Below are 13,546 nucleotides of genomic sequence, written 5' to 3' on the forward strand. Positions count from 1 at the left end.
AAGAAGGTAGATATGAAAGCGTATTCAGATGTATAATTAATTCTTAAGCGTAGCTATAAAATATTCAAATTAGCAAAAGGAGATAAGTAGACAAATGAAAAAGAAGCAGTTAAAACCAGAACCATATATGATGAACAGAGAACTGTCATGGTTAAAATTTAATGAGAGAGTATTAAATGAAGCAGGGAATCCGAGAGTACCTTTAGCAGAACGACTTACTTTTGCGTCTATTTATCAATCTAATCTGGATGAATTTTATATGGTGCGGGTAGGTACACTGATGGATCAGATGGAATCATCGGAAGTAGTCCGTGAGAATAAAACCAATATGACCAGCAAAGAGCAGGTAAAAGCGATCATTGATGCAACAAGAGAGCTTGATATAAAGAAAGCAGTTATTTACGAGCAGTTAATGGGAGAATTGGAGCCGCAGGGAATCCGGATTATCAATTTTAACAAGCTTTCAGGAAAAGAAGGGGAATTACTGGAAACTTACTTTGATAATGAAATTGCACCATATCTGTCTGCGAATATCATCAGCAAACAGCAGCCGTTTCCATTCTTACAGAATAAAGAGATCTATGCGGTTGCACTGCTTGCAACGAAGGGTGGAAAGACAAAAACTGCGATCATTCCGTGTAGCAATAATGTGTTTAAGCGTCTGATCGATATCCCGACCAGACCGGGAACCTTTATGCTTTCGGAAGAACTGATCCTTCATTTTTTGCCGAAATTATTTAAAAAATATGAAATCAAAGAAAAATCTCTCCTGAGAATTACGAGAAATGCGGATATTGATACAGAAACCATTTATGATGAAGATATGGATTACAGAGACGCCATGGAAAATCTGGTAAAGCAGAGAAAACGTATGAATCCTGTCCGCATGGAATTCTCCAGAAAGATCAACAAAAAGCTGATCGCAGAGATATGTAAATATATCCATATGGATAAAAACCACGTATTTATGTCGAGAGTACCACTTGATTTATCATTTGTATTTGCAATCCAGAATTATCTGAGAATGCAAGGAGCAGAAAAGGAAAAGCTGTTCTATCAGAAGAGGAGTCCGCGAATGACACCGCAGCTGAAAGAAAAAGAAAGTCTGATCGCACAGATTGAGCAGAAAGATGTTTTGTTATCTTATCCATTTGAAAATATTAAATCATTTACCAACCTGCTTTATGAAGCGGCAAGAGATGATTCTGTAGTGTCCATCAAGATGACCTTGTACCGTCTGGCAGTTCGAAGCCAGATCGTAGATGCTTTGGTTGAGGCAGCGGAAAATGGCAAAGAAGTGGTGGTACTGGTTGAACTCCGTGCAAGATTTGATGAAGAAAGTAACATTGAATATTCCAGAAAGCTGGAAGAAGCAGGCTGTCGTGTCATTTATGGACTGAGTGGTCTCAAAGTACATTCCAAACTTTGTCTTATAACAAGAAAGACAGAAAAAGGTCTTGAATATATCACGCAGATTGGAACGGGCAACTATAATGAAAAGACTTCAACATTATATACAGACTTGTCGCTGATCACTGCGAAGCAGGAAATCGGAAAAGAGGCGGCGGAAGTATTTGCATGTCTGCTGCGCGGTGAAACCATCGAAGAAACACATGTCCTTCTTGTGGCACCGAAGTGTCTTCAGAATAAAGTACTTGATATGATCGATGATGAGATCTGTCACGCGAAGAATAGGGAAGAGGCCTATATTGGAATCAAGATCAATTCCCTGACGGATAAAGTTATCATTGAAAAACTGGTAGAAGCGTCACAGGCTGGTGTGAAGATCGAGATGGTAGTACGTGGAATCTGTTGTCTGATTCCGGGAATTCCGGGATATACAGAAAATATCAAGATAATCAGCATCGTAGGAAGATTTCTGGAGCATTCCCGTATTTATCGTTTCGGAACCCCGGAGAGAGAAAAAATTTACATCGCATCCGCCGATTTCATGACAAGAAATACCATCAGACGTGTGGAGGTTGCAGCTCCGGTTCTGGATGATACACTGCGTGCACGACTGGATGAAATGTTTGATACGATGATGAAGGATGACGAAAAAGGAAAAGAGTTAACTTCGAACGGTACATATGTGGATCGAAGGGTTAATGCAGAGAAATTGGATTCCCAGGAGCTTTTCTATGAAATGGCATATAAAAATGCGGAAAAAAAGACAATTTAAAACACTCAGGTTTTACTTTGATTTTATACAGATATGATAGAAACAAGATAGTACCGTGATTACGAACATGCTACGATGAGTCTGTAAGAAGGACAATTGTCGGAAAAGGAGTGTTCGTATTTATGATAAAAACCTATGTAATAGACACCAATGTGTTGATTCAGGCCCCATATGCACTGGAGTGTTTTGAAGATAATCATCTGGTTCTTCCGTTAGTTGTATTGGAAGAGCTGGATGGTTTGAAAAAGGCAGAAGGAGAGAAAGGCGCCAATGCCAGAGCAGCTGTACGAAAGCTGGAAGAATACAGGCACAAAGGAGATCTGTTGCAGGGAGTAGAGCTTCCGGGCGGAGGATGTCTTCGTGTTGAAAAAAACTACGTGAATGTAGAGCTTCCACCGGATCTTCCGGATGATAAACCGGATAATAGAATTTTGAAGGTATGTAAAGACCTGGCAGATGATAAAAAAGCAGATCAGGTCATACTTGTTACGAAGGATATTGTTTTGCGATTGAAAGCACAGATTTTAGGAATAAAGGCAGAAGATTTTGAAACGGAACAGATTTCTGCTGATGACGCGCAATATACCGGAAGGACAGAACTATACATACCGGAAGAGATGGTAAAAGAATTCAAAAAGAAAGGGATTTCCACTGAAAACCTGTATCAAAGTGATGAGGAGGGGAATCAGTTTCTTCCGGAGCTTCATGAAAATGAATTTGTGATATTAACACCGGATCAGTCTGCTAAAAAGACACTTCTTGGAAGAGTATCCGGAAATAAAGTTGTTCCGCTGGCTTTTAAAAAGAGTAAACCGTATGGTGTGTCTCCGAGAAATGTAGGACAGTATTTTATGCAGGAAGCACTGATGGCCGATGCAGATACGGCACCTTTGGTTATCATTAAGGGAATGGCAGGCACCGCAAAGACTTTTTACTCTCTTGCAGTAGGAATGGAAAAGGTTTATAACAATCCGACAAAGGAATACAGGAGAGTGATCGTATGCAGACCGAATGCCCAGTTTGACGATGACATTGGTTTTTTGCCAGGGGATGAGAATGAAAAAATAGCACCGCTTATGCGACCAATCATCGATAATCTGGAACAGATCCTGGATTCTGATGAGAGTAAACGGTATGAAGATGAGGACGAACTGACAGACAAGGTAGCGGAAGTATTTGAAAGAGGGATCATCCGTACAGAAGCACTCAATTTTATCCGCGGACGTTCCATTGCAAAGACATATCTGATCATTGATGAAGCACAGAATATGACACCAAATCAGGTAAAGGGAATCATCACAAGAGCCGGTCATGGAACGAAAATCATTCTGTTGGGAGATCCGCAGCAGATAGACAGACCATTTCTGGACGAAAGAACAAATGGATTAAGTTATGCGGCAAAACATATGATGAATAGTCCGCTTTGTTGGCAGATAACCTTGTCAGCGGATGAATGTGAGAGATCTATACTTGCAATGGATGCCGTAAAGCGACTTTAAAAAATGAAAGAGGCAATAGAATATTTGAAATACAAGGAAATAGTAAAAAATAAGGAAATCAATGCATATCTGGAAAAGGGAAATGCAAATCTTGGACAGCTTGGATTTACAGACCATTCGCAGGCGCATTGCGTGCAGGTAGCTCATCAGGCAGGAAAAATTCTGGAGCGATTTGGATATTCAGAACATGAAGTGGAACTTGTCAAAATTGCAGGGTATATGCATGATATCGGGAATGCCATTAACAGAACGCACCATGCAGAGTACGGGGCACTTCTCGCAAACGATCTGCTAAAGGATACAGATATGTCTCTGGAAGACCGGATTACGGTGATGTCGGCAATCGGGAACCATGATGAATCAACCGGGGATCCGGAAGATGTGATATCTGCGGCTCTCATCATAGCTGATAAAACAGATGTAAGAAGAAGCCGGGTGCGTCAAAAAGAGCAATCAGCTTTTGACATTCATGATCGTGTCAATTATGCGGTTACAGATTCAAAACTTAAGATCGCAAAAGATAGGTCGGTTATTGCACTTAATCTTCAGATTGATGAAAATATTTGTTCCATGTATGATTACTTTGAGATTTTTCTGGAGAGAATGATGCTTTGCAGAAAATCCGCGGAAGTGCTGGGAACAACTTTTAAGCTGACGGTGAATGGTCGAAAAGTTTTATAAATACAGTTGACAAAGAGGGACGTTTGTGATATTTTAATTAAGTCGCAAACGTCATATGGGGGATTAGCTCAGTTGGGAGAGCGCCTGCCTTGCAAGCAGGAGGTCACGAGTTCGAATCTCGTATTCTCCACTTTATAAGAAGGGCAGCAGAGAAATCTGCTGCTTTTTTGTGTGCTAAAAAATATATCATCATTTCCATCTTGCAGAGAAAAGAAAAAAAGAGGAAAATAAAATCATAGTAAAACAAGATGGTATGATTACCAGAAAGGAAGATTTTATCATGAAAGAAAATTTAAAAGTACTTATGCTCAACGGAAGCCCGAAAGCAAATGGTAACACAGCCATTGCACTTCGCGAGATGGAAAATGTTTTCAAAGAAAATGGTATAGAAGTAGAAAATATTGTAATCGGAAACCAGGCAGTCCGTGGTTGTATTGCCTGTGGTTCCTGCTACGAAAAAGGCAAATGTGTTTTTGATGATGTGGTGAATGAGATGGCAACCAAATTTGAGGCAGCAGATGGTCTTGTAATCGCAAGTCCGGTGTACTATGCGTCTGCAAATGCAACTCTGATCGCCTGTCTTGACAGACTGTTCTACAGCAGTCATTTTGATAAAACGATGAAAGTGGGAGCAAGCGTTGCCTGTGCAAGACGTGGCGGATGTTCTGTGACATTTGATGAGCTGAACAAATATTTTACCATTTCCGGAATGCCGGTTGCATCCAGCCAGTACTGGAACAGCATCCATGGAGCAGCACCGGGAGAGGCCGAAAAGGATGAGGAAGGAAGGCAGACGATGCGTACACTTGCAAGAAATATGACTTTCCTTATGAAGAGTATTGCACTTGGAAAAGAGCAGTTTGGACTTCCGGAAAAAGAAGCAAAGATTCCGACAAATTTTATTCGGTAGAACACGTAAAAGGCAGGGATTTGTGAAATATCACGAATCCCTGCCTTTAGAGTTGACAGCCAAACTTTCTTGTTTTATAGTGGAAGTTGCAATTTGGTAGGAAGTATTTAAAAGAGAGGTTTTGGTCATGGCACTTATAAAATCAATCATTATTTTGATTATAGGGTTTGCTCTTTTGATGAAAGGAGCAGATTATTTTGTAGAAGGAAGTTCTTCTGTTGCGAAGCAGCTTCATGTTCCGTCGATGATCATCGGTATGACCATCGTTGCAATGGGAACCAGCCTTCCGGAATGTGCGGTCAGTGTAACGGCATCCCTGACAGGAAATAACTCACTTGCGGTAAGTAATGTTGTCGGATCGAATATTTTCAACTTGATGGTTGTTTGTGGAGCCTGTGCGTTATTTGCACCTCTTACGATAAAAAAAGATACATTGAAAAAAGAGTTTCCATTGTCAATTATCTGTGCGGCCTTGCTGATGGTGCTTGGATATGTCGGGATGCTTTTAGGACATTTAGATGGCGGTGTATTTCTCCTTATTTTTGCAGCTTATCTGATCTGGATGATTGGTTCTGCCAAGAAAGCAAGAGCAGCACACAAAGAGAGTCAGATGATGCTCGAAGAGGGAGAATTAGTAGACGAAGAAATTCAGATCCTGCCACTTTGGAAATGTGCATTATTTATTGTTGGCGGCATGATCGCAATCAAGTTTGGCGGTGATTTTGTTGTAGACAGTGCTTCAGCACTTGCAAGCGCATTCGGACTTAGTCAGACACTTATCGGACTTACCATCGTTGCGATGGGAACCAGTCTTCCGGAACTTGTAACATCGATTGTTGCGGCAAGAAAGAATGAAGTGGATATGGCACTCGGAAATGTGATCGGTTCTAATATTTTCAATATCCTGTTGGTACTTGGAGTTGCAGCTGCCATCAGTCCAGTGAAATTTCTTACCGATAATATCATTGATACGGTTGTACTGATTGCGATGAGTCTTGTTGTTCTGGTGTTTGCATGGACTTCAAAAATGATCGACCGAAGAGAAGGCGCTACGATGCTTGGAATGTATGCAGTGTATATGGCATATATTTGCATACGATAAAATAAAAGAATCATAAGGAAAAATGGCTGTGGATGAAACCTGCCCCAAAAGTTAGACCTAAATTCTAACGATTGGAAGTCGGTTCAATCCACAGCTATTTTTATTGGGTCAGTGTACATTCTATTTTATACTTCTATAGAAAAAACATTGACATGTCTAACAAAAAGAGGTATAAAAAACGAGAGAATTTTGCGACAAGGAGAAAGGCATAAGATGGGAAAGTATAATTTTGATGAAGTAATTGACAGACATGGAACGGACTGCCTGAAATATGATTTCGGAATGAAGAGAAAGGGAAGAGATGATCTGCTTCCGCTCTGGGTGGCAGACATGGATTTCCGTCTTCCGGATGAGATTCTGGATGAATTTCACAAGAGAATTGACCATGGAATCTTTGGTTATACCGATCCACTGGATGAATATTTTGCAGCAATGAACCATTGGTTCTCCACACGTTATGGATATACGATCGAACCGGAGTGGGTAACACTTGGTGCCGGGATTGTCTATGCACTTGGAACCAGCGTAAGAGCATTTACCGAAGAGGGAGATGCCATGATGGTTATGCAGCCGGTTTACTATCCATTCAGTGAAGTAATAAAAAATGACGGAAGAAGACTGGTAAACTGCCAGCTTCGCTATGAGAATAACCATTATTCCATCGACTTTGAAAAGATGGAAAAAATGATTCGGGAAGAAGGTGTCAAAGCTCTGATTTTCTGTAATCCCCACAATCCGGTGGGAAGAGTCTGGACAAGAGAAGAACTGGAAAGAGTTGCAGAAATCTGTCTGAAATACAATGTAATCTGGATGGTGGATGAAATGCATTGTGATTTCATTTTCCCGGGACATACGTTCACAAGCTGCATGAATCTGGACGAAAAGTACCGTCAGATCCTTGCGCTTTACAGCTCCCCTGGAAAGACATTCAATGTAGCAGGATTTCAGCCGGCAAATATCATCATTCCAAATGAAGAGCTGCGGAAAAAATACCAGTGGGCGAATACACAGGCAGCTTACAGCCAGGGAAGTTTGATGGGACAGCTTGCAGTCAAGGTATGTTACACCAAAGGTGCTGAGTGGGTAGATGAACTGGTGCAGTATATTTATGAAAATGTACAGTATATGAGCAGGTTTGTGAAAGAGAACTTCCCGAAGGCAACGATGGTTGAGCCGGAAGGAACCTATCTGGTATGGGTTGATTTCTCTGGTTACGGTTTTAGTAATGAAGAACTGGAACATCTGATGCTTGAAGAGGCAAAACTGTGGCTGGATTCGGGAATCATCTTCGGACCGGAGACCGCTCAGTTCGAAAGATTTAATGTTGCCTGCCCGCGTGTGACTGTAGAGCAGGCACTGACACAGCTGAAAGACGCACTGGATAAGCATCTGGCAGCAAAATAATATAAAAAGAGGATTGAGAGGGAAAAAAGATGGACAAACAAAAGAAAAATATGGGGGCAGTGGCATTTCTTCCACTGATCGTATTTCTGGTATGTTATGTAGGGTGCGGGATTACATTTACCCTGCTTGGAGCAGACGAACCGTTCGGAAAGTTCCCGCGTCACGTCGCACTTCTTGCAGGGTGTGCGGTAGCACTTCTCCTTAATCGTGGCATGGGTGTACAGGATAAGCTGAATATTATGACAACGAGCATGGGAAATTCAGGAGTTATGATGATCGTTCTGATCTATCTGATGGCCGGCGGATTCCAGGGAGCAGCGGCGGCAATGGGAGGAAAAGACTCAGTTGTAAATCTCTGTCTGCATTTTATTCCTGTGAAACTGTTGGTTCCGGGCGTATTTTTGATGTGTTGTTTTATTTCTACATCAATCGGGACATCCATGGGAACGATTGCTGCAATGGCGCCAATTGCTATTAATGTAGCACAGGGTGCACACCTGAATGTGGCAGTCGTCGGTGCAGCAGTTATCGGAGGCTCATATTTTGGTGATAATCTTTCCATGATTTCAGATACAACCATTTCTGCAGCAGAAGGATGTGGTTCTGAGATGAAAGACAAATTTAAAATGAACTTTTTCATTGCTCTTCCGGCGGCAATTGTGGCAATGATCCTGTACTCGATTTTTGGCGGAGTCGGAAGTGGAGCAATCGAAGCAGGAAGCTATAGTATCATCGAAGTCCTTCCTTATTTTATTGTTCTAATTGCGGCACTTATGGGAGTTAATGTTGCGGTAGTCCTTTTTGTAGGAATACTTGCATCCGGTATCATTGGACTTTGTGTTGGAAGCTGTGGATTTTTTGAATGGATCCAGGCAATTGGAAGTGGTATGAGTGATATGTTCAGCATCAGTATCGTTGCCATTCTTGTATCCGGTATCATCGGTCTTGTACGTGAATATGGCGGTGTTGAATGGCTGGTGGGCGCGATCAGCAGCAAGATCAAGAGCAGACGTGGTGCGGAATATGGAATCGGACTGATGTCAGGTATCCTTTCCGCAGCTATGGTAAATAATACAATCGCAATCATTGTTACCTGTCCGATTGCAAAAGAAATCGGGGAAAAATATAAGATCGCACCGAAGAGACTTGCCAGTCTGGTGGATATCTTTGCTTGCGCATTTATTGCACTGATGCCACATGATGGTGGTATGCTGATGATTACGGCACTTGCTGATGTATCACCGCTTAATGTACTGAAATATTCGTTCTATATGTTTGGACTGATCATTGCGACCTGCGTTACGATACAGTTCGGATTGATGGACAAGAAAAATTAGACAGGATGAAATTTAAAATATGAAGGATCTAACAAAAGGAAAACCATCCACACTGATACTGGCTTTTGCGCTGCCGATCTTTTTCGCAAATCTTCTGCAGCTTACATACAGTCTTGTGGATACCAGAATTGTCGGAACTTTCCTGGGAGAGGACGCGCTGGCGGCTGTCGGCGCGACCACAACCTTAAGTAATCTGATCGTAGGATTTCTGCAGGGACTTTCCGGTGGATTCGCCATTATCATCGCACAGAAATTTGGCGCAAAAGATTATAAAAATGTGAAGAAATCATTCGCAATGTCGCTGACCATGGGTACAGGAATTGCAATATTTTTTACGGTGTTCGGATTGTTATTTTTACAGCCGATCTTAAATATACTGAATGTTCCGTCAGATCTGATGGCGACGGCGAAAAGCTATATTTTTGTGATCATTGCAGGGCTTGTGGCGACATTTCTCTATGATGCCTGCGCGGCTGCACTCCGGTCACTCGGAGATACCGTGACGCCTCTTGTGATCCTGGCAATCTCAGTTGCACTGAATATTGTTGGGGATCTGCTTTTTGTTGTAGTGCTGAAAAGCGGAGTGCGGGGAGCTGCGATCGCAACGGTACTGGCACAGGCAATCGCCTTTGTTGTGTGCTGGATTTATATGGTAAAGAGATATGAACTGTTAAGACTTAGCCGGGAAGATTTTAAAGATCCGAATCCGGTTATGGTGAAAAATATGTTGGGTGCGGGAATGTCCATGGGATTCATGAGTTCTCTGATCAATATCGGTTCCCTGACGCTTCAGACAGCGATCAATAAACTTGGAAATGATTATATCGTAGCACAGACAGCGGCCCGGAAGCTGACTGAAATGTTCATGATCATGTTTACAGTATTTGGGAATACGATGGCGACCTACTGTGGACAGAACCTTGGAGCAGGAAAGATCGACCGGATCAAAAAAGGGATCTGGCTTGCGATTTTCTATACTTGTATCTGGTGTACACTTGTGATCGTGGCAAGCTACACGATTGGAGATAAACTGGTCTATCTGGTAACAGGTACACATAATGAAAATGTGATCTTAAATGCGACCAGATATCTGAAATTTGATACATTGTTTTATTATGTAACAGCAGTAATCTGCATTGTGCGAAATGCCATGCAGGGACTGGATGACCATATTACACCGATCGTATCAAGTACACTTGAGATGCTTGGAAAAATTGTAATCGCATTTACACTGGTTCCACATCTTGGATACACGGGGGTTATCATTGCGGAGCCGATTGTGTGGTTTGTTATGGTGATTCCGCTGATCGTGCAGATTTTCCGGATGCCGGTGCTGAAGCAGACAAGCCTTTCTTGACACTATTCATACGCCTGTGCTAGAATAGGCTTGTTTAGAAAAATAAATACAGATGCGTAAGGTGTCAATCAGACGGAATGTCTGGATTGGTGAAAAGGGAAACAGGTGCAAGTCCTGTATGAACTCGTCACCGTAATTTGCAAGCTTAGGCTGTCATACCACTGGGAGACCGGGAAGGAAAGCCACAAGCGTCTGAGCAATCAGTCGGGAGACCTGCCTTTCGCAGTACAGGAACGGAAAGTTCATGCCACGAGTAACTGGCAGTACGAAAGATAGAAACTTCAGACTGATTTTGCGAGGGCAAAATGTCAGTTTCTTTTTTGTACGCCCTCGTTAAATTTAGATACGGGGGATTTTTTTGTTTACAAAAAATATGCTGTAAAGTGTAATGAATATCATTCCGATTCCTGAAAGTATGACAAAAAAGTCAGGGAGGATCAAGATGAAGAAACGAGTATTAGTAGCATTACTGGCAACAGCACTTACGGTGTCTATGATGACTGGATGTGGAAACAAGAAGACAGAGGACACTTCTTCTACAAAGACAGAAGAAACATCCGAAGACAGCGATCAGGAGGCAGCAGACAAAGTGGCAAAGCTGATCGATGACATTTATGTACAGGAAAGAACAGACAAGACAGATGAACAGTGTAAGGCTGCAAAAGAAGCCTGGGATAAGCTTACTGATGCACAGAAAGAACTGGTAGAAGGCGAGAACGCTGATCCGGATTATTTTGGAAGGGATACAGGCGATGCATCGAAAGATGATCCGCTGAACGAAGATAACATCGGAGAAAATGAAATTCTGGTTGTAAGCTTTGGTACATCTTTTAATGACAGCCGTGCAGAGGATATCGGTGGTGTGGAAAAAGCACTTCAGGCAGCATATCCGGACTGGTCTGTAAGAAGAGCATTTACAGCACAGATCATCATCAACCATGTACAGGCCCGTGATGATGAGAAGATCGACAATATGGATCAGGCACTGGAAAGAGCAGTCGACAACGGGGTTAAGAACCTGGTCGTACAGCCGACACATCTGATGCATGGTGCCGAGTATGATGAACTGACAGAAGCAGTTGAGAACTACAAAGATAAATTTGAATCTGTAAAAATTGCAGAACCACTTCTCGGTGAAGTCGGAGCGGATGAAACAGCGATCAATGAGGATAAAGCAGCTGTTGCAGAAGCAATTACAGCAGAAGCTGTAAAGACAGCTGGATTTGACAGCCTGGATGCGGCAAAAGAAGAGGGAACCGCATTTGTATTTATGGGACATGGAACTTCTCATACAGCAAAGATCAGCTATTCACAGATGCAGACACAGATGGAACAGCTTGGTTATGAGAATGTATTTATCGGAACCGTAGAAGGCGAACCGGAAGATACCGCTTGTGAAGCAGTAATTGAAAAGCTCAAAAATGCAGGATACAAGAAAGTAATCCTTCGTCCACTGATGGTTGTAGCAGGAGATCATGCAAACAACGATATGGCAGGCGATGATGACGATTCTTGGAAGAGCCAGTTTGAAGCATCCGGAGTATTTGACAGTATTGATACACAGATTGCAGGTCTTGGTGAGATCGATGCGATCCAGCAGCTTTATGTGGCACATACACAGGCTGCAATTGATGCAGAATAAATAAAAAAAGAGGGATTTATAAGATGAAAAAGAAACTGTTAGTATTGGTATTATCTGCTGTAATGGCAGTGGGAATGATGAGCGGATGTGGTGCAAAATCAGACACATCAGATACGAAAGCAAAGACAGCAGAAAGCTCTTCTGCTAAAGAAGAGGAAACAGAGGAACAGACAGAGTGTGAGCTTGAAGACGGAACCTACACAGCAGAGTTCAAGACTGACAGCGGAATGTTTCATGTAAATGAAGCGAATGACGGAAAAGGAACACTCACAGTAAAAGACGGGAAAATGACGATCCATGTCAGCCTGGTTTCTAAGAAGATCGTCAACCTGTTTGAAGGAACATCCGAAGATGCACAGAAAGATGGTGCAGAACTTCTGGAACCTACAACAGATACGGTAACCTATAGCGACGGTGCAACAGAAGAAGTTTATGGATTTGATATTCCGGTTCCTGAACTGGATAAAGAATTTGATGTGGCTCTGCTCGGAAAAAAAGGAGTCTGGTATGATCATAAGGTAAGTGTGACCAATCCGGTGAAAGTCGAAGAATAATTGAAGATAAGTGAAAGGACTGTTTCCCTGAGAAATGGGAAATGGTCCTTTTTTTGCTTGGGCATGAACTGGATAACACTATACTTTTATATGTCAGATAGTGTATACTAGGCAGTGGAAGATCATACAAAAGAGAGAATGTTTTGTATATAAAAACTAAAATGTGGAGAGGAAGTTAAAATACGATGTACTACGTACCAGATGGCACAAAAGAGTGTGGATTTTATGAATGTAAAAAATGTGGGAACCGTTTCTTATCCTTACAGACAATGAACCGGATCCCATGTCCGGAATGTGAGGCAGAGATCGACTATGAGATCGGACCAGACGAATCCATGGAAGATGCTCTGGACACGGCAGAATTACTGGAAAAGATCATCGGTGAAGAAGAAGTAGAGAAAATGGATGGACTTCTGAGTCTTGCAATTACCGGTGGAGACTGTAACTGGATTTAATTTTCGGTTAAAAGTGTTGAATGGGTGGTTAGGAAAAACAAACGAAGTGTGTTATAATAGAAATATGAGTAAAAGAGGGAGAAAATAGATGGATATTCATGATTTGAAAATATTTCTGATGATCGCACAGGCGTGCAGTGTTTCCGGAAACACGTACAGGAATGGCTGCAAAAGATACGCTCAGGAGAGATTACACGATAAGAAAAAAGTTGATAAGTAGTAACGAAAAGTTGCGGGTAAGTCACAAACTATACAGAATGCATGAAAAAGCGGAGTATAGTTTGTGGCTTTTTTGTCGACAATTCCATGGAAATAGATGATGACTATAATAATGGAATATTTATAGAAAAATTGAATTTGAATAAAATGTACAAAAGGATATAATGGTAATACATGGATGCTGGCAAAACATACAAATAATCG

General features: G+C 41.8%; 12 protein-coding genes, 1 tRNA gene and 1 riboswitch. All 13 genes read left to right on the top strand.

The genetic code is table 11. The features are described from left to right. Positions 1-94 precede the first annotated feature (94 nt). The 13 genes from ppk1 (at position 95) to PGY05_RS03115 (ending at position 13,343) form a co-directional block, all read left to right on the top strand. On the top strand, positions 95-2,182 hold the full coding sequence (gene ppk1 / locus PGY05_RS03055; RefSeq protein WP_055155523.1) for a polyphosphate kinase 1: 2,088 nt from the start codon (positions 95-97) through the stop codon (positions 2,180-2,182). 122 nt (positions 2,183-2,304) lie between these two features. After that, positions 2,305-3,681, top strand: a complete 1,377-nt coding sequence (locus PGY05_RS03060; RefSeq protein WP_270475333.1) for a PhoH family protein — start codon at positions 2,305-2,307, stop codon at positions 3,679-3,681. A gap of 3 nt (positions 3,682-3,684) precedes the next feature. Then, positions 3,685-4,362, top strand: a complete 678-nt coding sequence (locus PGY05_RS03065; RefSeq protein ID WP_055155521.1) for an HD domain-containing protein — start codon at positions 3,685-3,687, stop codon at positions 4,360-4,362. Between the two features lie 57 nt (positions 4,363-4,419). Next, positions 4,420-4,492, top strand: a tRNA-Ala gene (locus PGY05_RS03070). Positions 4,493-4,642: 150 nt separating this feature from the next. Continuing rightward, a complete protein-coding gene (locus PGY05_RS03075; protein WP_270475387.1) occupies positions 4,643-5,272 on the top strand; it encodes a flavodoxin family protein in 630 nt (209 codons plus the stop codon). Positions 5,273-5,399: 127 nt separating this feature from the next. Then, complete coding sequence (locus tag PGY05_RS03080; RefSeq protein ID WP_022220053.1) at positions 5,400-6,374, top strand: calcium/sodium antiporter; 975 nt, start codon at positions 5,400-5,402, stop codon at positions 6,372-6,374. Positions 6,375-6,587: 213 nt separating this feature from the next. Beyond that, complete coding sequence (locus PGY05_RS03085; RefSeq protein ID WP_195510241.1) at positions 6,588-7,778, top strand: MalY/PatB family protein; 1,191 nt, start codon at positions 6,588-6,590, stop codon at positions 7,776-7,778. A gap of 29 nt (positions 7,779-7,807) precedes the next feature. Beyond that, on the top strand, positions 7,808-9,115 hold the full coding sequence (locus PGY05_RS03090) for a Na+/H+ antiporter NhaC family protein (protein WP_195510243.1): 1,308 nt from the start codon (positions 7,808-7,810) through the stop codon (positions 9,113-9,115). A 19-nt stretch (positions 9,116-9,134) separates the two neighbouring features. Then, positions 9,135-10,472, top strand: a complete 1,338-nt coding sequence (locus PGY05_RS03095; RefSeq protein ID WP_211133614.1) for an MATE family efflux transporter — start codon at positions 9,135-9,137, stop codon at positions 10,470-10,472. Between the two features lie 42 nt (positions 10,473-10,514). Next, positions 10,515-10,707, top strand: a riboswitch (cobalamin riboswitch). Between the two features lie 207 nt (positions 10,708-10,914). After that, positions 10,915-12,114 carry a sirohydrochlorin cobaltochelatase gene (locus PGY05_RS03100; protein WP_270475334.1) on the top strand — a complete coding sequence of 400 codons (1,200 nt, stop codon included), beginning with the start codon at positions 10,915-10,917 and terminating at the stop codon, positions 12,112-12,114. A 23-nt stretch (positions 12,115-12,137) separates the two neighbouring features. Beyond that, the gene (locus PGY05_RS03105; protein WP_022220058.1) at positions 12,138-12,668 is read left to right on the top strand and encodes a hypothetical protein; all 531 of its coding nucleotides are present in this window, start codon (positions 12,138-12,140) and stop codon (positions 12,666-12,668) included. A 185-nt stretch (positions 12,669-12,853) separates the two neighbouring features. Continuing rightward, entirely contained in the window at positions 12,854-13,123 is a 270-nt protein-coding gene (locus tag PGY05_RS03110; protein WP_008368773.1) for a hypothetical protein, read from the top strand. Between the two features lie 88 nt (positions 13,124-13,211). Continuing rightward, positions 13,212-13,343, top strand: coding sequence for a hypothetical protein (locus PGY05_RS03115; protein WP_022220059.1), 132 nt, complete (start codon positions 13,212-13,214; stop codon positions 13,341-13,343). Positions 13,344-13,546: the final 203 nt, after the last annotated feature.

It is taken from the genome of Coprococcus sp. AF51-11b1 (genome assembly GCF_027682785.1).
GTDB classification, from domain to species: domain Bacteria; phylum Bacillota; class Clostridia; order Lachnospirales; family Lachnospiraceae; genus Allocoprococcus; species Allocoprococcus comes.